Origin of the sequence: Pseudomonas azotoformans (assembly GCF_900103345.1) — a bacterium.
Classification (GTDB): Bacteria; Pseudomonadota; Gammaproteobacteria; order Pseudomonadales; family Pseudomonadaceae; genus Aquipseudomonas; species Aquipseudomonas azotoformans.
In genome coordinates this window covers 1,353,745-1,374,507 of record NZ_LT629702.1, presented here as the reverse complement: position 1 = coordinate 1,374,507, position 20,763 = coordinate 1,353,745, and the positions used below count along the sequence as shown (strand labels likewise).

At 61.5% G+C, this 20,763-nt stretch carries 16 protein-coding genes; 2 read left to right on the top strand and 14 right to left on the bottom strand.

Annotation, left to right across the window (positions count from 1 at the left end; genetic code table 11):
- Positions 1–20 precede the first annotated feature (20 nt).
- The 8 genes from eprS to BLR69_RS05680 form a co-directional block, all read right to left on the bottom strand.
- Entirely contained in the window at positions 21–2,978 is a 2,958-nt protein-coding gene (gene eprS / locus BLR69_RS05715; RefSeq protein ID WP_071495672.1) for an autotransporter serine peptidase EprS, read from the bottom strand.
- Between the two features lie 30 nt (positions 2,979–3,008).
- Positions 3,009–4,343, bottom strand: a complete 1,335-nt coding sequence (locus tag BLR69_RS05710; protein ID WP_071495673.1) for a TolC family outer membrane protein — start codon at positions 4,341–4,343, stop codon at positions 3,009–3,011.
- 2 nt (positions 4,344–4,345) lie between these two features.
- Entirely contained in the window at positions 4,346–5,659 is a 1,314-nt protein-coding gene (locus BLR69_RS05705) for an HlyD family type I secretion periplasmic adaptor subunit (RefSeq protein ID WP_071495674.1), read from the bottom strand.
- Positions 5,656–7,407 (bottom strand): type I secretion system permease/ATPase, encoded by a 1,752-nt coding sequence (locus tag BLR69_RS05700; RefSeq protein ID WP_071495675.1) that lies wholly within the window; start codon positions 7,405–7,407, stop codon positions 5,656–5,658. The genes BLR69_RS05705 and BLR69_RS05700 overlap by 4 nt, the downstream gene beginning before the upstream one ends.
- A 103-nt stretch (positions 7,408–7,510) precedes the next feature.
- Entirely contained in the window at positions 7,511–7,879 is a 369-nt protein-coding gene (locus tag BLR69_RS05695; RefSeq protein ID WP_071495676.1) for a protease inhibitor Inh/omp19 family protein, read from the bottom strand.
- Positions 7,880–7,928: 49 nt separating this feature from the next.
- Positions 7,929–9,362, bottom strand: a complete 1,434-nt coding sequence (locus tag BLR69_RS05690) for a serralysin family metalloprotease (RefSeq protein WP_071495677.1) — start codon at positions 9,360–9,362, stop codon at positions 7,929–7,931.
- 363 nt (positions 9,363–9,725) lie between these two features.
- A complete protein-coding gene (locus tag BLR69_RS05685) occupies positions 9,726–10,832 on the bottom strand; it encodes a DmpA family aminopeptidase (RefSeq protein WP_071495678.1) in 1,107 nt (368 codons plus the stop codon).
- Between the two features lie 9 nt (positions 10,833–10,841).
- Positions 10,842–12,206, bottom strand: coding sequence for an APC family permease (locus BLR69_RS05680; protein WP_071495679.1), 1,365 nt, complete (start codon positions 12,204–12,206; stop codon positions 10,842–10,844).
- A gap of 201 nt (positions 12,207–12,407) precedes the next feature.
- On the opposite strand from BLR69_RS05680, the gene BLR69_RS05675 reads away from it, so the two are divergent.
- Entirely contained in the window at positions 12,408–13,193 is a 786-nt protein-coding gene (locus BLR69_RS05675; protein WP_071495680.1) for a helix-turn-helix transcriptional regulator, read from the top strand.
- A gap of 78 nt (positions 13,194–13,271) precedes the next feature.
- Here the strand turns inward: BLR69_RS05675 and BLR69_RS05670 are convergent, their stop codons facing one another.
- From BLR69_RS05670 to BLR69_RS05650, 5 genes are all read right to left on the bottom strand, one after another.
- Positions 13,272–13,688 carry a hypothetical protein gene (locus BLR69_RS05670; RefSeq protein ID WP_071495681.1) on the bottom strand — a complete coding sequence of 139 codons (417 nt, stop codon included), beginning with the start codon at positions 13,686–13,688 and terminating at the stop codon, positions 13,272–13,274.
- Positions 13,689–13,923: 235 nt separating this feature from the next.
- Complete coding sequence (locus BLR69_RS05665) at positions 13,924–15,003, bottom strand: polyamine ABC transporter substrate-binding protein (protein WP_071495682.1); 1,080 nt, start codon at positions 15,001–15,003, stop codon at positions 13,924–13,926.
- A gap of 60 nt (positions 15,004–15,063) precedes the next feature.
- Entirely contained in the window at positions 15,064–15,405 is a 342-nt protein-coding gene (locus BLR69_RS05660; protein ID WP_071495683.1) for a cupin domain-containing protein, read from the bottom strand.
- Positions 15,406–15,431: 26 nt separating this feature from the next.
- Positions 15,432–16,838: an NAD(P)/FAD-dependent oxidoreductase gene (locus tag BLR69_RS05655; protein WP_071495684.1), complete on the bottom strand. Its 1,407-nt coding sequence runs from the start codon at positions 16,836–16,838 to the stop codon at positions 15,432–15,434.
- 49 nt (positions 16,839–16,887) lie between these two features.
- Positions 16,888–17,697 (bottom strand): helix-turn-helix transcriptional regulator, encoded by an 810-nt coding sequence (locus BLR69_RS05650; protein WP_071495685.1) that lies wholly within the window; start codon positions 17,695–17,697, stop codon positions 16,888–16,890.
- Positions 17,698–17,954: 257 nt separating this feature from the next.
- On the opposite strand from BLR69_RS05650, the gene BLR69_RS05645 reads away from it, so the two are divergent.
- Positions 17,955–18,227: a DUF1652 domain-containing protein gene (locus BLR69_RS05645; RefSeq protein ID WP_071495686.1), complete on the top strand. Its 273-nt coding sequence runs from the start codon at positions 17,955–17,957 to the stop codon at positions 18,225–18,227.
- A gap of 11 nt (positions 18,228–18,238) precedes the next feature.
- Here the strand turns inward: BLR69_RS05645 and BLR69_RS05640 are convergent, their stop codons facing one another.
- Entirely contained in the window at positions 18,239–20,686 is a 2,448-nt protein-coding gene (locus tag BLR69_RS05640) for a UvrD-helicase domain-containing protein (RefSeq protein ID WP_071495687.1), read from the bottom strand.
- Between the last annotated feature and the right edge of the window lie 77 nt (positions 20,687–20,763).

Genomic DNA, 20,763 nt, shown 5'->3' with positions numbered 1-20,763 from the left:
TTGGACGTGTGTAAGTCGCTTCAGAACTGCCAGTTGAGGCTCAGCCCCACCCCCTGGGTGTTCTCCCGTCCACCCAATTGGCCGTTGTAATCAAGGTTGACCCGCATGGCAGGGCTCAGCGCCAGGCTGGCCTGCACGCCGACCAGCGCGGCGTCGCGCAGCAACGGCGAACTGTCCACCGCAAATGACGGCCCACCGGCGACAAACGCCAGGTGTTCTGCGGATTCGACGGCGGTGAGGCTGTGTTGCCAGCCCAGCGAAGCGGAAAGCTGCAGTGGCTGGTGGTCGTTGAGGGCAATGGTTTTCAGTGCGCGCATGCCAAGCGTGCCGAGCACGGCGTCTCGCCGATCACGGCCACGCTCAAGGGCGGCGGCGTCGCCTTTTTCATGGAAGCCGTCACTGTCCAGGTGCACATAGGCCAGGTTGGCGAACGGCTCCAGGGCCAAGGGGTGCAGGTTGATCCGGTAGGCTGCTTCGGAGAACAGTTGCGCCGTGCGTGCCTCCAGCTTGGTTTTCTGTTTGCCGCTGACGGCGCCGTATTGCAGGTCGCGCTTCACGTCACCGCGATGCCAGCTGTAGGCGCCACCGGCACTGATGCGCCATTCATCCAGCTCGCGCCCGACATACGCACCGAGGTGATAACTGTCGATGGACGCCGAGGCCTGCGTGCCGCTGCCCATGTTCAATGAACTGTCGCTGTAACCTGCGACCAGGCCCACGCGGGTCTGCTCGTCCAGTGCACCATCGACCCCGCCCAGCAGGCCGCCGAGGGACGTGGTGGACCCCGCCGTTTCGTTGCGGCTGTCGCGCTTGCCCCAGGCACCGAGTGCCTTGAGCCACAGGTTGCTTTCAGCAGTGACCGGTATATTGCGCAAGCGCTCGCCCACGGCGTCGCGCACTTGCAGGCTGTCGTTGATCAGCAAGCTGCCGATCGCCGGGTAAATTTCACCGGACAGTTGCTGCAAGCCGTGTTGTGCGACCGCGAGCGAGTCCGACTGCAGGACGCTTTCATATACCGGGTTGCCCGCGCCCAATTGCTCGGCGGCGGTCGCCACATTGCGTTGGTTGCGGGTCGCGGCGACGCTGGCAAACGTGGCGGCGCTGCGGACCACGTCCAATTGCACGCCATTGGCGGCGTAACCCAGGGTGCCACCGAGGAACAGGTAGTCGGGCAACACCTGGCCAAATTGCCCCTGAATGCCACCCGCCGCCTGGAGGATGGTGTACTGGCGGCCGATCAGGCTCTGCACCTGTGCGCCGCTGAGCAGGCTCGGGCTGTTTTCCAACGCCAGGGTGACATTGCCGCCGCCCAGGATCGCCTTGCCGCCGGCGACGATGCGGTCGCTGCTGGTGGGCGTGAGCTCCACCGCATAGGTGGAGCCTGCGCCGAGGTTCACGTCACCCGCCACCTGTAAGGTGCCCACCGAATTGCCCGGTGCCACGCGGCCACCCTGGGTGACCGACAACGCGCCGATCCGTCCGGAACCGCCCAATGTACCGCTGTCATTGACGGTCACCGCAGACGTCAGTGAACCGTTGACTGCCAGCAGCCCGCCGTTGACGGTGGTCGCACCGCGATAGGTGCTGTCGCCGTCGAGTACCAGCGTGCCCGCGCCAGACTTGATCAGGCTGCCTTGATAAATCCGTGTCGCAGCCGCTTGGTCACGTGCTGTGCCGACCGCGTAATCGGTCTGGTCCTGCTGGCTGGCAGCGGCGCCCACCCCGTTTTGCCAGCCCTTGTCGATCAGGGTCTGTTGCCAGGCGCTGTGCTCGGCAGCGTCTTGCGCCTGGCGCTGCAGCAAGGCCTGGTCGGAAATGCCATTGCTCCAGACATCGCCCTGTCCGGCCGCGAGGCTCACGTTCATCGGCCCGAGTAACTGCCCCGGCCCGTGCATCGCCCGGCCCAGGTCCGGCACGCCCCACCCCACCGTCGTGTTGGGCGCCTGGGTGATCGAACCATCGAGCTGCGTGGCGGTGGTCAGAAGCACCTGCAACGCCTGTTCGTTGGTCATGTAGGGATAGCGTTCCATCACCAGCGCCAACGCACCCGTGGCATGCGGTGCCGACATCGAGGTGCCGGATTTCACGCCGTAGCCGCCGCCCGGAACGGTACTGTTGATCAGCGCGCCAGGCGTGGAAATGCACCAGTACTGGGCGATGCCACATTGGTTGTATTTCTGGTTATTGGCTTTATCCAGCCCCGACACCGCCAGCCAGTGCCCTTCCAGTTCCGGCTGGAAATACGGCAGCGCCGAACGCACGCTGGCATTCGCGTAACCGCTGTTGCCGGCACTGAAGACATTGATGACACCGGCCTTGGCCACATCCGCCGCCGCGTCCAGCCAGGTGCCCTGGTGGTAATGCTGGGCGTAGGCAGCGTGCAGGTCGCCCAGGGTCTGGTAGCTGACGTCCTTGGGTTGGCTGCCCCAACTGTTGTTGATCGCACGCACACCGGAATCCACCAGGGCGCTGTACACCGCCTTGAAGTACTTTGGGTCCGGGGTCGGGCCGAACAGGAAGCTGTCGCTGGCGTTGGTATTGCCCACGAAGACCTGCGCGTTATAGGCCAAGCCGTGCATACCGACGCCATCGCGGGCGGCGCCCAGGGTGCCGGTGACATGGGTGCCGTGGGAGTCATTGTTGAGGTTGAGTGCGCCGGTGGTGCTGAAGGGGCGGCCATCCACGTAACGGCCATTGGCGGTGACGGCGTGATAGCGATCCTTGGCGGCTTCCGGGTGGTCGGGATCGAAACCTGAGTCCAGCGCACCGATCTTCACCCCGCTGCCGGTGATGCCGGCGGCGTAGGCTTCATCCGCCTTCATGCGGCCCAGCCCCCAGTCGCTCTGGTACTCGGCGGAACGCCAACTGGCGGCGTTCCCCGGTTGACCGGCCTCGGTATAGGCCGCCTGCGCCGCAACGGACACCAGCAGCAGGGAACCGGCGGCAAGCGGTTTGAAACGGGGTAAGTCGCAGATCATTGAAACCCTCCTTGTTATTGTTATGGCGGCTTATTTCATCGGGCCGAACGCCTCATCCACTTTGGCCAAATCGGTATCGCGCAGGTTGCCCGCGTAGTAATGCAACTTGGTCCAGGCCATCAGGTAGTCATACCGTGCCTGGGCCAGATCGCGCCGGGTGCTGTAGAGCTGCTGCTCGGCGTTAAGCGCGTCGAGGTTGACCCGCTCGCCGCCGAGAATGCTTTGCCTGGTCGACACCACCAGCGCCTCAGCCGACACCAGGGCCTTCTGGTACGCGCGCAATTTGCTCACCCCCGACAGGCAGGCGCTGAACTGCCGGCGCAGTTCGATCAGGGTTTCGCGGGTCTTGCCCTCAAGCTCGTACTCGGCCTGCTCCATGGCGCGGCTGGCCTGGCGGGTGGAGGCCGAGATGCCGCCACCGGCATACAGCGGCAGGCTGACTTCGACGCCGATGGTGTTGGTGTCGTAGCGCTGGTTGTAGGTGTTGCCGCTGTCGGACTCCTGTTGACGCGAACTGGCATAGGCCGTGACCTTGGGCAGATGCCCGGCGCGGTTGCGCTCCACCTCATAACGCGCCACTTCCAGGGCCTGGCGCTGGGAGGCCAGCGAGGGGTTGTTGCTGATCGCCAGCTCATGCCAGGTGTCGTAGTTGGCCGGGGTCAGGGTGAACGCGGCAAAGCCCTGGTTGAGCGGCGCCAGGTCGTGGATGTCGACGCTCTGTACGCCGATCAAGGCGCCCAGTTCACGCAAGGACGCGTCCTGTTCATCCAGCGCCTGGATCTCTTCGGCGGTGGCCAGTTCATAGCGCGATTCGGCTTCCAGAATGTCGGTACGAGTGCCCTCGCCTTGCTGGAACAAATGCCGGTTCTGCTGGAACTGCTGTTCGAAGGCCTTCTTCTTGGCGCGGGCGATGTCGATCTGGTCCTGGGCGAACAAGGCCTGGGTGTAGTAGGTCAGCACCCGTACCAGCAGCGCCTGGCTCTTGTCACGAAAGCTTTCGTCGGCAAACAGCGCCTGGGCCACGCCCTTGCGGTAGTTGGCGTAGGCCTCGTAGTCGAACAGCGGTTGTTGCAGGCTGAAGGTGGAGCCGTAGCTGTTGTAGTTGCGGTCGTCGTGATAGTTGCCACCGCGCCCGTCCGGCAAGGTGGCCTGGGAGTTGTTGCGGCCTTTGTTGTAGTTGTACGACAGCTTGGGCAGCAGCCCGGCGCGGCCGATGGCGCGGTTTTCCAGGCCGGCGTCGCGCTCCTTGATGGCGCCGAGAAACACCGGATCGTTACGCAGGGCCTGCTCGTACACATCGAACGGCCCCATGGCCGCCTGGGCACTGGCGCAGGTCAACAGCAAGGCAATAAACACCGGTTTCATGTTCATTCCTCGGTCAACGCCGAGCCGGCGCGGTCGAGCAGCGGCTTGAACAGGTAATTGAGCAACGAACGCTCGCCGGTGCGCACGAACATCTCGGCGGGCATGCCCGGCTTGATCACCAGCCCGTGGAGTTTTTCCAAAGCCGCGTCGCTGACCGTGGTGCGCAGCACGTAGTAAGGCGCGCCGGTCTTTTCATCGAGCATCTGGTCGGCGGAAATCAGGCTGACCTCCCCCGGCACCCGGGGCGTACGGCTTTGGTTGAAGGCGGTGAACAGGATGTCCACCGGCAGGTGCGTGCCAACCTTGTCCACCAGGTGCACCGGCAGGTGCCCTTCCACTTCCAGGCGCGTACCCTGGGGCACGATTTCCAGCAGGGTTTCACCGGCGCGGACCACGGCGCCTTCGGTGTGCACGCTGAGATTGACCGCGATGCCATCCGCCGGGGCGTTGATTTCGCTGTGTTGCAGGTCGAACCCGGCCGAAGTGAGTTGCTGTTCCAGGGTCAGGCTGCGCAGTTGCGCATCCGCCAGCTGGCTGCGTACTTCTTTTTGATACTCCTCACTGTGTTGTTGCAGCTTGAGGCGCGACTCGAGAATGCCCTGCTCCACACGACCACTTTCGCCAGTGTTCTGCGCCAGGTCCTGTTGCACCTGGGACAACTGCCGCTGGTACTCCATCAGCCGGTTGCGCGGGATGTAGCCGTTGTCGGCCAGGGGTTGCAGGTTGCTCAGTTGGTCACGCAGGGATTGCGCCTGGGCGGTCAGGTCAGTGCGCGCACGGCGCATACCGCCCAGTTGTGCGCTCGCGCCCTCGATATTGGCGCGAATGCCGGCCTGCTCGCGGGCAAAGGCTTCGCGGCGGCTGCTGAACAACTGGCGCTGGCCTTCCAGCACCAACGCCAGGGCCGGGTCGGGATTGGCACTGAGTTCGGCGGGAAAGGCGATGCTGGCGAGGTTGTCGCGCTCGCTCTGCCAGCGCGCCACGCTGGCCCAGGCCATGCGGTATTGGGCTTGCAGGGACTGCACGTCGGCCTGGTGCTGGGTCTGGTCGAGACGGAACAGCGCCTGACCCTGTTTCACATGCTCGCCCTCCTTCACCAGGATCCGGCTGACGACGCCTGGGCTGAGGGTTTGCACGGCCTTGCGCTTGCCCGACACCACCACCGTACCCTGTACCGGAATGCCCTGGTCCAAGGGCGCGAGGCTGGCCCACAGGAAAAACCCGCCGGCGCCGACCACGGTCAGCAACCAACCCATGCGCGTGAAAAACCTGGCGTCGTGCTCTTTGAAGCGTGGTTCAACCGTGATGCTGCTCATGCGCCTGGATTCCTTGTGGCCTGGTACTGACGACTGAAACTCACGCCCGGTTTGTCCTTGGGCGTTTCCGGCTGGCCCGACAATGCGCGCAGCACCTCATGGCTCGGCCCGAACGCTTGCAAATGACCGTCGCTGAGCACCAGCAACTTGTCGGCCTGGGCCAGCGCCGACGAACGATGGGTCACCAGCACCACGCTGCTGCCCTGGGCTTTCATCTGCACGATGGCACTGGCCAGGGCGGCTTCGCCCACGGTATCGAGGTTGGAGTTGGGCTCATCCAGTACGATCAGACGCGGCCCGCCGTACAGGGCGCGGGCCAGGGCCACCCGTTGCTTCTGGCCGCCAGACAGGCCGCCGCCGTTGTCCCCCAGCACCGTGTCGTAGCCCTGGGGCAAACGCAGGATCAATTCGTGCACACCGGCCTGCTGCGCAGCACGCACCACCTGCTCGGGGTTGGCCTCGCGAAAGCGGGCGATGTTGTCGGCGATGCTGCCGCTGAACAGCTCGATGTCCTGGGGCAGGTAGCCGATGTGCGGACCAAGGTCGTCGCGGTCCCAGCGATGAATGTCGGCGCCATCCAGGCGCACGCTGCCCGCCAGTGTCGGCCATACGCCCACCAGCACACGGGCCAGGGTGGATTTGCCGGAGCCCGACGCCCCGAGTACACCGAGCACTTCGCCGGCGCCGAGGTTGAAGCTGACCTGGTGCAGGGTCGCCATACGCCGCCCGGGCGGGCCGGCGCTGACCTGTTCGAAGCTGACCTGGCCCTTGGGCGCCGGCAGCTTCATCTGCTCGACCTGCGGGGGGAACTCGCGCAGCAAGTCGTCCAGGCGCTGATAGGCCAGCTTGGCCGCACTCCATTGCTTCCACACCGCGATCAACTGGTCGATGGGGCTGAGCACCCGGCCCATCAGGATGGAGCCGGCGATCATCATCCCGGCGGTCATATCGCCCTTGATCACCAGCAACGCCCCCAGGCCGAGCACCAGCGATTGCAGGCACAGGCGCAGGGATTTGCTCAGGGAGGTGATCACCGAACCGGTGTCACTGGCCTTGTTCTGCAAGCCGAGAAACTGCGAATGCAGCGCAAACCAGCGGGTGCGCAGTGCGCCGAGCATGCCCATGGCCTGGATGGTCTCGGCATTGTGCAAGTGGCTGGTGGCCAGTTGCGTGGATTGCTGGGAGTAGCCGCTGGCTTCGCCCAAGGGCTTTTTGGTCAGGTATTCATTCAGGCATGCCAGGCCGATCAGCAGCACGGCGCCGGCCGTAGCGAGTACGCCCAACCAGACGTTGAACAGGAAAATTACAAACAGGTAGATGGGAAACCACGGCGCATCGAAAAATGCGAACAGCGCCGGCCCCGTGATGAATTGGCGGATGTGGGTCAAATCGCCCAGGGATTGTCCGGCGTGCCCCTGGCCGCGTTGCAGGTTGCGTTCGAATGCAGCCTTGTACACGCGCAAGTTGAAACGCCGCTCCAGTTGGCTGCCGATGCGGATCACGATAAAACTGCGGATTACCTCCAGCAGGCCAATAAAGGCAAAGAAGCCCACGACCATCAGCGTCAGCATCACCAGGGTGGTTTCATTCTGGGAGGACAGCACGCGGTCATACACTTGCAGCATATAAATCGACGGCACCAGCATCAGCAGGTTAATCAATGCCGTGAAACAGCCAATGCTGATCAAAATACTCTTGTACTCACCCAGCGCCTTGAATAACGGCGCGACGGCATGGGACTTTGCCATGGTGTCTGATCTTCCTTGAACCAAATTGCGCGCAATAGTTTCCCCAGCCCCGGTTAACGGAGCGGTCAACTAATGAAATCAAGTTATTTGCTTATAACGGCAACTAAGGTGTGCGTTGCAGTACAACTTCGAGGCCTGTTGGCGTGCGACCTTTATATTCGCCTTCTTTCTGCCGGTTGAGGTGAGTAATGCCACTGCCTTCGGCATTCATCAGCCAGATACCGTCCGGCGTTGGCGTCCAGGTCAGGGGTTTGTCGCCCAACCAGTTGGCGACACACGCCACATCGCCGCCCAAGGCATTGGCCTGCTCCAGCAGGTCCAGCGCGCAGACCTGGTCCTGCTGGTGCAACTGCCAATGCCCGGCCAACTGGGCGGAGGTTGGTAATACGAGACTGCTCGCCATTGCGTGGGCTCCTGCCGACACGAAGATCACCTGCAACACGCAGGCGATCACATTAATCATACGCTGCATCTTCACGCCCCATCCGTAAGGCGCGGCGCCGAAACGCCGCGCCCGTGCTTCACGCCACGATGTCGCTGACTGCCGCCTGGCCAACGGTGGTGACGAGGAAGTCCGCCACGCCGTGCCCGGAGAAGTCCACAGCCAGGGTGCCCAGGTTGGTACCTGCGGCGTAGGTGAGGACCGCATCGCCGGCATGCCCGGTGAAGGCATTGACGAAGGTCAGGCCTGCACCTTTGGTGATGCCGGACAGGTCGATCTTGTCGGACCCGGAAGTAAAGTCAAAGATCTTGTCCGCCGCACCCGGCTTGGAATCCGAGCTGGCACCGAACACAAAGGTGTCGTTGCCCGCGCCGCCCCACAGCTGGTCCGCCCCGCCGCCGCCGTAGATGATGTCGTTGCCGGCACCGCCCTTGATCACGTTGGCCGCGTTGTTGCCGATGATCAAATCGTTACCGGCACCGCCAAAGGCGTTCTCGACGGTCACGCCCTTGGCGATGGACACGTTGCCCACCAGGCCGCCCACGTCGGAGAACGAGGCTTCATTGAGGTTGATCTTCTGGTTCTGGGTGAAGCCGGAGAAGTCCAGGGTGTCGTTGCCACCACCGTCCCACACCGAGAACACCAGCTTGTCGGCATTGGAGGTGGCGCTGTAGAAGTCACGCCCGGTGTTGGAGTTGAAGCCGTAGGTGGTGTCGCCGGCACGGGTGTTGTAGTTGGCGCCGTAGAGCTTCTGGATCGCTGCGATGTCGTCGATCAGTGGAGCAGACGCGTACGCCTCGACCCCACCCTTGCTGAAGTTCTGGTTGGTGTTGCTCTCGCTCCAGTAGCTCATCAGGCTGTAGCCGCGCGTGTCCTGTCCATAGGTCGCGTCGTTGTAGGTCGGGTTGCCGTTCCCGGCGTTGTAGTCGCCAGGGTGGGCCAGGCCCAGGGTGTGGCCGATTTCGTGGGTCAGGGTCTGCCGGCCGTAGTTGTTCAGGTCCGGGGTCTTGTTCGGCGTGTAGCTGTTGTTGGTCAGGTACCACGACGTGCCGTCGTAGCCTGCGCCGGTGCCGGGCAGGTAGGCGAAGGCGGCCGCGCCGTCCTGGCCGCTGCTGTAGTTGCCGAAAGTCATGTGGCCGTCACCGCCGGTGGCTTTCTCGGTGAAGGTGACGTTGGCCACGTCCGCCCAGGATTGCATGGCCAGTACGGCCTGTGCTTTCTGCTGGGCGTTGAACTGGCTGAAACCCGCGATGCCATGTTTGTTCATGGTGCTCGAGGAGGCCGAGGTCAGGAAGGTGTAGGTCAGGTCGATCTTGCCGTTGCCGTCAAAGTCCCGGTACGCGGCACCGTCGCGCAGCAGCTGGGTGGCCGCCTGGTCAACGGAGTAGGAGGGTTTGCCATTGATCGTGAGGTTGCCGCCACGGTCATACAGATGGCTGAAGCTATCGATTTGCGAGTAAGCGGTGCTGGCTTGCGCCGCCGACACGATAGCCTTGTCTTTTACTTTTGACATAAACGTACTTCCTTGTTTGCAAGTGCATCAGTCTTTGATCGATAGGAACCCCGCGGGCGAGATCGTCCTATCACTCGCCTCTTTTGAAGGCGTAAGAAAACTGACACAACTTGAAATCTTTCGTCTACATCTTTTCCAGCACTAAAAAACCCCAGGCAAACACTCCGTGTAAGTTCCGCTCCCTGTTTATTGGGGAGTACCGCTGTTGTCCGACAAAAAACACCGCAATGGTATTTAAATATTAAATAGCACTAATGCCGCTCAAGTTGAGCGGCATTCGCTATTAATGGATCCAATATATTGCCACGGTGCCATTGGCAACATTAAACAGCCACTACTTATACTAATAAGTTAGTGTGTCCCCTATTTCCGGGACACACTCCAGCCGGTGTCGTGCAATGCCGCCAACAGCGTGTCGGCGTCCAGGCCCGGCACGCGCACACCTTGATCGGTGAGCATGGCCTCCCCGGCCAGCATCGCATTGATGATCGCCTCTTCCACGGCCTCCGCCGCCGCGCTGAACAGCGGCGAAATATGGTCGTTGTTGACCATCTGCAATGCACTGCTGAACGGCAGGCCCTTGCGCCCGTAATCCGCCGGCGGCAAATCCTGGTTACCCGTGGCAAAGGCCAGGAACAGGTCGCCGCTGGAATCCTCGGTGCCGCCACCGGTACGGGCGATGCCGATGGATGCTCGTTGTGCCAGGCGCTGGCACTGGTGCGGCAGCAACGGCGCGTCCGTGGCGATGATCACCACAATCGAACCCATACCCGGCGTGCCTTGCTCGGCGAACGGCGACGCAATGTCCATCAGGCGGCGCCCCACCGGGTAGCCATCCACCCGCAGTTCCTGGCGCTTGCCGTGGTTGGCCTGCACCAGCACGCCAACGGTCCAGCCGCCCTGCTCCGCCGGCAGGCGCCGCGAGGATGTACCGATGCCGCCCTTGAACTCGTGGCAGATCATCCCGGTGCCTCCGCCGACAGCGCCCTCCTGCACCGGGCCGGTTTCGGCGTTGTCCACGGCTTCGCGCACATGCTCGGGCCCCAAGTGCTGGCCCCAGATATCGTTGAGCAGGCCGTCATAGGTTTCCATCACCACCGGCATGCACCAATACACCGCCGGGTCCGCCAGGCGTTCGCGCTCCAGGGCAATCAGGCTGTCACGCACAATGCCGATGCTGTGGGTGTTGGTGATCGCCAGCGGCGTGGTCAGCAGCCCCGCTTCGCTGACCCATTCCAGGCCGGTGGCGTCACCGTTGCCATTGAGCACGTGGTACCCGGCAAAGCACGGTTGCAGGCGAGCCTCCCCCGCGCGCGGCTGGATCACGCTGACGCCGGTGCGCACCTGCTTGCCATCGATACGGGTCTTGAGCGTGCTGTGCCCGACCCGTACCCCCGGCACATCGGTGATGGCGTTCCACTCACCGGGCGTGCCCAGCCCCAACGTGATGCCCAATTGACGTGCGCGCATAACCACTCCTTACAATTTCTGGAAGACCGGACTCAACCGGCCACTGATGCAATACAGGATCACCGACAGGGCCAGCAGGCCGAGGATGATCAGGATGTCGCGGACCGAGGCCGCCACGATCAAGGTCATTAACAGATAGCCCGCACCCAGCACCGCCACCAACGCCGGCAGCGGCCACAACGGCATGCGGTAGGGATGCTCGCGGTCACGCAGCAGCACCCGGCTCATCAACGCACTCAGCGCCACCACCAGGTACACCAGCATGATCAGCAATACGCTGAACGAGGTCAGGTCGGCCAGGTTGGAGCTGAAACTCAGCAGCGCCGATGGGATCGCCAGGAACAGCGTAGCCAACCATGGCGAATCCCAGCGCGGGTGAATGCGCGTGAACAGCTTGTTGATGCCCGGTGTCCACAGCGCATCGCGCCCGCTGCTGAACACCACGCGACCGATCTGGATCACGATGGCGACAATGGCGTTGAACACCGACAGGAAGATCCCGGCGCTGACCAGGCGCGACAGGGTTTCATTGCCATGGCTGGTCAGCAGGTAGCCGATGGGGTCCGGGCTGCTGATCATCGCGCTCAGGGACGGCGCGCCGATCAACAGGGCGGTGATCGGCACCAACTCGATGATCACCACCAACCCCAGCGACCACAGCACCGCCTTGTGCACGCCTTTGCCGCCGCATTTCATGTCTTCGGCGAGCAACACCGCCGGGCCGTAGCCGTTGTAGGAAAACAGGCCGATGCCTACCGCGCCGATCACCAAGGCCCAGGGCGCCAGGTGCAATACGCCGTTTTCGACGATCTGCGGCTGGAACAGCACGCTGGCCGGTTGCACCGGGTTGCCGAAGCCGATCACCACGATCACCAGCAGCGCTGCGACTTCCAGCAACAGGCAGGTGCCGGTGATCCAGGCATTGAGCTTGATATTCAGGATGCCCAGGGCGTAGCTGCATACCACGATCACCAGGGCCACCGTCTGCGAATCAAACTGCGTGCCCAGGGCGTTATTCAGATACGTTGCCGCGCCCGTAGCCAGTACCGGTGGGATAAACAGCAACATCACCAGTACGGTCAGGAACGTCGCATAGCCCGCCATGCCGCCGAACACGCGCTTGGCGTATACATATTCGCCACCGGCGCTGTTGTGGGCACGGCCCAGTTCGGCGTAGCAAAACGCAAACATCAGCGCGAGCAGACCGGCCATCACGAACGCCAGGAACACTCCGCTGCCGGCCTGCTGGATGGCAAATGGTGCGATCACAAACACGGAACTGGCCGGCGTCACCGCTGATACGGTGATGGCGACCACATCGAACACGCTCAAGGTGGGTTTCAGCACGCCATCGGGCGTGGGGGAAATGCTCATATCGTTATCCTCTGTCGTTGTTCTTGGTATGAGGCAGAAACGAAAAATCTGATGCATCACGGGATATGTTTCCCGCTGAATGATGCTGACGTTAAAGCTTGAGGGCATGTCAGCCAATTCCCCTATTGGCGTACTCCCCTTGACGCCACCCGGCAAAAGCCGAACCCTTGGCCGATCTTTTTGCCAGCGGGAGCCTGTCACATGAGCCTGTTTCGCGAGGTTGGGATGCACGCCGGCCTGGGCCGCACCGTTGAGCACATCGGCACTGAGCGCTTCTGGAAGCAGTTGGTGCTGTTGCTGCACCAATGCCTGCCCTTCGATAACGCCCTGGCGATCTTCTATCCCTTGGAAGGGCCGCCCCAGGCCCTGGAAGAATACGACGCCCAGCCCAGCAGCAAGCCGGCGTCGATGCTGGTGTATCTCAACGGCTTGTATTTGCTCGACCCGTTCTTCCAGGCCTGTCGCGAGGGGTATGCCAGCGGCGTGTACCGCCTGGAGGAAGTGGCGCCGGATCATTTTCGCCAGAGTGAGTACTTCCTCAACTACTTCCACGACAACGTGCTGGAAGACGAGGTGCAGTTCATCCTGCAACTACCGGGCGCGGGGACCTTATCGCTGTCGCTGGGCATGCAACGGCGCTTCAGCTTTGAGGAGACCGGATTGATGACAACCGTGGCGGCCTGGGTATTGCCGTTGATGCAGCAGCATTGGCAGCAGAGTACCCAGCGTACGCCGGCGATGGGTAGCCAGATCCGGGACGCGCTGAGTCAATTCGGCTGTGGTGTGCTCTCGGACCGCGAACTGGAAATCGCTCGCCTGGTGCTGCGCGGGTTCTCGTCCAAGGCCATGGCCGAACGCCTGAACATCTCGCCGGACACGGTAAAGGTGCACCGTCGACACTTGTACGCCAAGCTGGATATCTCGTCACAACCGGAGCTGTTTTCTTTGTTTATCCAGTCGTTGGGGCATGATCTGGAGAATCCGTGAATGCCGGATATCACTACCCGGTAAAGAGCGGCGATCTGAAGTCGACTTCAGAAAACCGCCCTGTCGGTTTCAAGCCTTTCAACCCATTCCGAAGATAGAGTACACAACGTCTATCACATCACCCTGCGGGGTTTCAGCCTCCACACGTCCGCGAATCCACTCAATCGGACCGGAGCGAATAAACAGCACCTCGGCACTGACTGCAAGGCGGCCCGCAGTTGAGCCATGCGGGACGTAAATAACCCTCAAGACTTTGTCCGCTAATGTGTAAGTACCGCTTGGCGTGTCACGATCCTTAATCTCGACTTGGATGATTGCTGGCGCTAGCGGATCTGAACCTTCCATTCGGCCAAAAAATCGAATATTTCCACCTTGTTCATCGCGATAGACCGATGTCGCTATGAAAATACTCGGCACACCGCCATTGGTTACCGCACCCACCATGCTACCGAACGGGTTGATTTTCGGCAGGACGATATCAGGGACGTTTGGCATAAAAACTCCTTTTTCCATTTGATGACTAGTAGGCATCAGGAGCTTAAGTCATTTGTCCAAACATAAAACCTGTCAGAAATGACAGTCTAAGAAATCGGTTTTAATCGCTATAAACTCTATGGACCGCGCCTGCCGTGAAGAACGGGTCCATAGGCGGCCTGCCACACCTACCGAGGTGCTGGAATTAGGGCCGCTTCGCAGCCCAGCGCGGGACAAGCCCGCTCACCACGGAATTTCAGCGGCCGGTACGGACGGTGTTCCACACCCGCGTACGCACCCGGTCGATGTTCAGCGGCATCGCTTCCAGCGCAAACAATTTGCCCATCATTGCCGGGCTTGGGTACACCTTGGTATCGGCCTTGATCGCCGGGTCCACCAGGCTGTCGGCGGCCTGGTTGCCATTGGCGTAGTGCACGTAGTTGGTGATGCTGGCCATCACGTCCGGACGCAGCAGGTAGTTCATGAACGCGTAGCCGGCTTTTTCATCCGGCGCATCGGCGGGCATGGCGACCATATCGAACCAGATGGCGGCGCCTTCCTTGGGGATGTTGTAGCCGATGTTCACGCCGTTCTTGGCCTCTTTGGCGCGGCTTTCGGCTTGCAGGATGTCGCCGGAGAAGCCGACGGCCACGCAGATATCGCCATTGGCCAGGTCGGCGGTGTATTTCGAGGAGTGGAAGTACGCCACGTAAGGTCGCACTTTCATCAGCAGGTCTTCAGCCTTCTTGTAGTCCTCGGGTTTCTTGCTGTGGTGCGGCAAGCCCAGGTAGTTGAGCGCGGCCGGCAGCAATTCCGGGCCGTTGTCGAGGATCGCCACCCCGCATTTCTGCAGCTTGGCCATGTTTTCCGGTTTGAAGATCAGGTCCCAGGAATCCACCGGCGCGTTGTCGCCCAGTACGGCCTTGACCTTGTCGATGTTGTAGCCAATGCCGGTGCTGCCCCACAGGTACGGGAAACCATGGGCATTGCCCGGGTCGTTGTTTTCCAGGGCCTTGAGCAGCACCGGGTTGAGGTTCTTCCAGTTGGGCAACTGGCTCTTGTCGAGCTTTTTCAGGGCCCCGCCCTGGATCTGCCGGGCCATGAAATGGTTGGACGGGAACACCACGTCGTAGCCGGATTTACCGGTCATCAATTTGCCGTCGAGGGTTTCATTGCTGTCGTACACGTCGTAGGTGAAACCGATGCCGGTTTCTTTCTGGAAGTTCTTGGTGGTGTCCGGCGCGATGTAGTCCGACCAGTTGTAGATTTTCACCGTCTCGGCGGCCTGGCTGACAGAGGCCACCAACATCAAGGGCAACAGGGCAATGACTTTCATGGTTCGATTTCCTGGCGGTTTTAGGGCTGTTTTTATGGCAGGCGATCAAGGATCAAAGCGTTACAGGATCAATACATAGGTCTTGCGCACGGTCTCCTGGATATCCCAGATGCCAGTGCTGTTGGCCGGCAACATCAGTGCATCACCGGCTTGTATATGAACGACTTCACCGTTATCCGGGGTGAAGGTGCAGCGACCCTGGATAAAGTGGCAGAACTCCTGGGATTTGATCTGCCGACGCCAGCGGCCTGGGGTGCACTCCCAGATGCCGGTCTCGACGCCGTCGTTGCGCTCGACGCTCAGGGTTGACGCAACGGCGATGGGTTCGCCCAAGGGCACGGCGACGGGGGACGAGTCCGGCAGGTGGGCGTTCAGCGTGTCTTTGAATTGAGTGATGCTCATGGGCTTTTCCGTGTGGATGAAACGACTTAGTGCATGAAACCTTCCATGAACCCGGCCACGCCGGTCGCCAGCTTGCGGCGCCAAGGGGCGGTGTTGGGGTTGGCCAGTACCTGGTCTTCATGGACGAAACTGCGAATGATCGCGTTGTAGCCCAGCCAGCGGCAGGGTTCGGGTTCCCAGGGTTTGAGCGCGTCCAGGCCGCGTTCGCGGATGACCCAGGGCTGATAGGTCAACAACGTGTCGCGGCCCAGGATCAGGTCGGCCAGGGTGCGGCCGCCCAGGTTGGTCGCGCCAACACCCTCCCCGCCGTAACCGCCGGACAGCGCGATGCCGGTCTTGTGATCGCAGAGCATGTGCGGACGGAAATTGCGCGACATGCCCAGGTTGCCGCCCCAGGAATGGGTAATCCTGGCGTTCTTGAGCTGTGGGAACAGCTCGCCGAACAGGTAGCGACGCAGCTCCACTTCGCTGTCGGTCAAATCGAAGTTGTGGCGTAGCTTCCCGGCGAATTGATAACCGCCGCGCGCGCCGAACACCAGCCGGTTATCCGCCGAACGCTGACCGTAGGTGACCTGGCGACTGCTTTCGCCAAAGGCCTGGCCTTGGCTCAGGCCGATTTCATCCCAGGTGCTGGCGGGCAACGGCTCGGTGGCGACGATCAGGCTTTGCACCGGCAGTTGATAACGGCCCAGCGGCGGCAATGTAGTGGCATAGCCCTCCACCGCCGGCACCACCCAGGCCGCCCGTACACCGGCCTTTGCGGTACGCAGGCTGCCGGATTGCCAGTGGGTGACCGGGCTGTTTTCGTAGATCGTCACGCCCATGCTCTCGACCACCCGCGCAAGGCCGCGCACCAGTTTGGCAGGGTTGATGGTCGCGACATGGGGCGCATAAATACCGCCATAGGGCTTGGCGATGCGGATTTGTTCGGCCAGTTGCTGCGGGCCGAGCCAGCGGTAGTCGGCTTCAGTCAGGCCTTGGGCGTAGAGCTTGTCCAAATAGCGGCGCAGGCTGCCTTCCTGCTCCGGGTAACGGGCGGCGCAGTACAGTACACCGCCCTTGCGGTAGTCGCAGTCGATGCCTTCATGTGCCAGCACCTGGGCTACTTCGTCGGGGATGGCATGCAGAAGGTCAAACGAAGCGCGACGTTGTTCGGGGTTCAGGCCGGCGAGCAAGCGGTCCTCACCCAGCAGATTACCCATCAGCCAGCCGCCATTACGGCCAGAGGCGCCGAAACCGGCCGTTTGCGCTTCGATGATGGCGATTTTCAGCTCGGGAGCCTGGCGCTTCAGGTAATACGCGGTCCACAGCCCGGTGTAACCGGCGCCGATAATGGCCACGTTGACGTCCAGGTCATGCTCCAGTGTCGGCCGCGCTTGCAGCGGGTCGTCCAACTGGTCCATCCATAAACTGATGTTGCGCCATGCCGGCATGCCAGGTTCCCCTACCTCGTTTCGATAGGGTTGATCCTAGAGCGCCGTGTTATGGGCTGTCTTGCGCGCGTGCACGCACAGAAATTTGTTTGACGTAGGCCTTGGGCGACTGGCCCGTATGCTGACGGAACGCGCTGTAGAACGCCGACAACGAATTGAAACCGGCGGCAAACGCCAGGTCATCGACTTTGATCGGCGGCATGGCCTGATCCAGCGCGGCCAGTAAATGCTGAAGCCTTGCCTGGTTGACGTAGCGATAGAAGCTTTGCCCCAACACTTGGTTCAGCAGGTAGGAAATCTGATTGCGGCTGTAGCCACACTCCTTGGCCACCCGTTGCAGGTCCAGTTCCGGGTCCAGGTAAGGTTGCTTGCGCTCGAAATACTGCTGCAGGTCGTTGGCCATGTGCCCCAATTGCTGGGGCGACAGGCCCAGGCGGCTGACCGAGGGCCGTACGGCCTGGGCCGGCTGTTCGTGCACCAGGGACGCGTATTCGTTGACCCGCCAGATCAGCCCGTCGCGCACCGTAATGGCTTCGCTGGTGCGGAATGACACCAGCCCCTGGCCGCCACGCAGGGTGATGCGGTACTGGATGAACGCCGTGTCGCCGTCGGCGCGGATACGGTCGGAGTGTTCGATCGCTTCGTCAGCCTCACGGGGCATGCTCGCTTGCAGGTAATCGCGCAAGTCGGCGAAACCGACGACACGGTTCTGGAAAAAGTCGTGGTATTGGATGTCCGGGTGGTAGTAGGACATCACGCCTTCCAGGTCCCGGTGGCGCCAGCAGAGGTGATGGCGCAGCACCAACTCTCGCGTGGCGTGGGATTGCTGGCATTCATCGTCTGCAGCGATGTCGGGCATGGAAGGCTCTGCGGCGGGTAAACCTTGGAGAGTGCCGAATTTCTGCGAGCGCTTCAATGGCCAATTGGCACTTCTGACTAATGGCCTATTGCCCAATCACAAGTAGGACATGATCCACATCAACCTTATGGAAAACAACCGCCGAACGGGGCCGAAAAAGTCACCTTGCGGTGACGAACGAATGCTATTTTTAAGCTCTACAATGCCACGACCAGTGAAGGTCATGGCCCCCTGCCGCGAGCTAAAGGAAGCGCTCAATGAACAAGGTGGGCAACATGAACAAAGTGACGTTCCCCAACGCCTGCCAGCTGATGCGCTGGCATTTTCATCCGATGGGCTTCGAGGGCAGCATGGACGCGCCCGGCAGCATGATCGCCCGCCTGTTCGACCGCGTCAGCGGCGAGACGTTGATCGCCATCGCCGGCATCCCTTGTGCCACGGTGATGAATGCCGCGGATGTGGAGCGGATCATCGAGGCGGTGGAGGACGAGTTGGAGTCGTTTGTGCCGCCGCAGTCCCTGCGGGCCTGAGTGATCAGCGCCTAAAAGCGCTGATCATCAAAAAATGCTTTCCTGCCATCTACCCGCTCCGACGCCTTGGGCACATTCACCGCCTGGCCTTCGGGCTTTTCCACGTACCAGTAGCAATGACTCACCGCCCGGGTGATGCCCACATACGCCAGGCGCAAGATCTCGTCCTTCTGCGCGTTGTCGTACGGCTTGCTGTCCCCGTCCTTGCCCAGGCCCGCCATGCGGTACACCTGGTTTTTATACGGGGAATGGGTGACATGCTGGCAATCCCCAAGCAGGAATACCGCATCGGCCTGCAGCCCCTTGGCGCTGTGGTAGGTCAATTGTTTTAGCCTGCGGGCCAGTGGCGGCAAGCTAGAATCCACATTAACTACAGAATGAATATTCTGTTGAATCAGTAACTTATCGCTACTTTTTCGATAAAGCATTAACACTGATTCGCCGCGCTGGTAATGCTCCAGCAACTGCCGCCCCATTGCCGCATCGTCCCGCTCCAGCACCATCACCGGCACCAAAGCCTTGGGGGCCCCGCTGGCCTTGGCCTTCTTGCCGGGGATGGCGGGTGCGGCGCGCACGATATGCTCGGCCGCGTCGATGATGTGTTGGTGACTGCGGTAGTTCTCGCCCAGCATCACTCGGGTGGTGGCAGGCGATGGGAACTCCGTGTTGAATTCCATGAAGTACTTGGGCGAACTCCCACGCCAGCCGTAGATCGACTGCCAGTCATCTCCCACACACAACAGTGATGAATGCTGGGCGCCACGCCCGACGTGCATGGCCGGGCCACGGCTGCGGATCTCGCGCAGGCTGGCGCGGATCCACGAGACGATCTGGGGCGAAACGTCCTGGAACTCGTCGATCATCAGGTGCGACAGCGGCCGTAACAGTGGGTCGCTGAGCAGCTTGAGGTTTTCCGGGGTGTTCTCGCCGAACAGCGAGAACATGCGGTTGTAGGTCATGATCGGCGGCGACTGGTCCAGCAGGTGATCTTCCAGGGCCTTCCAGAAAATGCTCAGGGCTTCGAAGAAGAAGCGGTCCGGATCATCCTTGGCGAAGCTCATCTGCCCAACCGCAGTGGGCACATCCAGCCCAAGGTTCTCGATAAATCCGGCCGCCATCACGAAACTGTCCAGCAACGGCGCCGAAGCCAGCTCGCCTTGGACCTTGTAATCGAAGCCTGGCCCTGCAGCGGCATCACCGGCCAAGCTACTCAAAAGGCGCTTTGACGATTCGTAGCTATCCATCCATATCAATGGTTTACGACAGAAAGCTTGAAACAAGGTGCGCTTTACCGCCCATTCTGCGCGCACCGACAGTTTCGCGTTGGGCCGGCTGAGCTGGGCATTTTCCCGTGAGTCGAAGCCCAGTACGACCCAGGCGTCCAGTTCAGGGATATAGCCATGGCAGTGGAATTGCGCGCCATTGATCTCCACGGTCTGGCGACTGGGCTCGATGCCCTTGATCGGCCAGGCACCTGCGCGAAACCACAGGTCCTCGATCACATCACACAGCTCTTCATCACGCTTGGCTGCCAGTTCGGTCACCGCTACGCGCTTTTGCACGTCAGGATGATCACGCTCCAGTTCCTTGAGCTGCAGGCCATGGCGCGCCAGCGGCGCAATCAGGTCGCGAAAGCGTGGGTGCCGCCCGTGCAGGTGGTGATAACAGGCATTCATCTGCTGGCGCTGGGCATCGTTGATACGCAAGTCAAAGGGGTTGCTGTCGGCATCTTCAAAGCCCGAGCGGAGGTTTTCGAACGCTTGCAGGCGTTCAAAGCCCGGCAGGCTGCGCACCATCGGCAGAATGCGCGAATGAAAGGTACGCACCACGGCCTGCGCTTCTTTCATACCAAGGGGTTGGCCCCACAGGTTGAGAATTTCCATGAGCTTGTTGATGAAGTCTTTGCGCGACTCGCGGGTAAAGGTCACCACCGTCATGGAGCTCAGCTCAAAGCCCAGGTAATGGGTAAGCAACAGGATACGCAGCACCAGCGAGGTGGATTTACCCGCACCAGCCCCGGCAATCACCGAGGTTGAAGGTGTATCGCTGAAAATCATCTTCCATTGCGCCGCGCTGGGCTGGGCATGGGCCGGTAGCAATCGCGCGACATCGGCCTTGATGCGCTTCTTCAACTCGGCGGTGAGTGGCAGGCGCCAATCATCGAACAGGCTGTCGTCCACGCTCGGCGCACGGTGCTCATCGGGGCGGAAGTCACGAATCAGCAGGACCTGCCGGCCTTCCTCGATGCCATCGGCCTTGCCTTCGCGGTAACCGTACTCCACGCCCGCCTCGTGCCCACTGCGAAAACCGTCGGCCTGCCCGTGCAACCAGGAAAACCGATGCTGGGCGCGCAAGCGGGTCAGGCCATGGCCAAATAGGCGCGCGGCCAAGCGTTTCAATAGCGGCATTTCAGCCAAGGGGCGCAGTTCGGGAGGAAGATCAGGCTTTTGTTGCGACACGCGGACTCCTGCGTTGAGCTGGGTTGTGACAAGTGCGCCATGGTCGCTGGAATCGACGCTCAGTTCCAGCCAATTGC

What these genes read in the sequence shown, in the direction of transcription:
- BLR69_RS05645 (WP_071495686.1), top strand. Translation starts at nt 17,955, where the DNA reads ATGAACAAGGTGGGCAACATGAACAAAGTGACGTTCCCCAACGCCTGC.
- BLR69_RS05655 (WP_071495684.1), bottom strand. Translation starts at nt 16,838, where the DNA reads ATGCCGGCATGGCGCAACATCAGTTTATGGATGGACCAGTTGGACGAC.
- BLR69_RS05690 (WP_071495677.1), bottom strand. Translation starts at nt 9,362, where the DNA reads ATGTCAAAAGTAAAAGACAAGGCTATCGTGTCGGCGGCGCAAGCCAGC.
- BLR69_RS05665 (WP_071495682.1), bottom strand. Translation starts at nt 15,003, where the DNA reads ATGAAAGTCATTGCCCTGTTGCCCTTGATGTTGGTGGCCTCTGTCAGC.
- BLR69_RS05685 (WP_071495678.1), bottom strand. Translation starts at nt 10,832, where the DNA reads ATGCGCGCACGTCAATTGGGCATCACGTTGGGGCTGGGCACGCCCGGT.
- BLR69_RS05660 (WP_071495683.1), bottom strand. Translation starts at nt 15,405, where the DNA reads ATGAGCATCACTCAATTCAAAGACACGCTGAACGCCCACCTGCCGGAC.
- BLR69_RS05710 (WP_071495673.1), bottom strand. Translation starts at nt 4,343, where the DNA reads ATGAAACCGGTGTTTATTGCCTTGCTGTTGACCTGCGCCAGTGCCCAG.
- BLR69_RS05705 (WP_071495674.1), bottom strand. Translation starts at nt 5,659, where the DNA reads ATGAGCAGCATCACGGTTGAACCACGCTTCAAAGAGCACGACGCCAGG.
- BLR69_RS05680 (WP_071495679.1), bottom strand. Translation starts at nt 12,206, where the DNA reads ATGAGCATTTCCCCCACGCCCGATGGCGTGCTGAAACCCACCTTGAGC.
- BLR69_RS05695 (WP_071495676.1), bottom strand. Translation starts at nt 7,879, where the DNA reads ATGCAGCGTATGATTAATGTGATCGCCTGCGTGTTGCAGGTGATCTTC.
- BLR69_RS05670 (WP_071495681.1), bottom strand. Translation starts at nt 13,688, where the DNA reads ATGCCAAACGTCCCTGATATCGTCCTGCCGAAAATCAACCCGTTCGGT.
- eprS (WP_071495672.1), bottom strand. Translation starts at nt 2,978, where the DNA reads ATGATCTGCGACTTACCCCGTTTCAAACCGCTTGCCGCCGGTTCCCTG.
- BLR69_RS05700 (WP_071495675.1), bottom strand. Translation starts at nt 7,407, where the DNA reads ATGGCAAAGTCCCATGCCGTCGCGCCGTTATTCAAGGCGCTGGGTGAG.
- BLR69_RS05650 (WP_071495685.1), bottom strand. Translation starts at nt 17,697, where the DNA reads ATGCCCGACATCGCTGCAGACGATGAATGCCAGCAATCCCACGCCACG.
- BLR69_RS05675 (WP_071495680.1), top strand. Translation starts at nt 12,408, where the DNA reads ATGAGCCTGTTTCGCGAGGTTGGGATGCACGCCGGCCTGGGCCGCACC.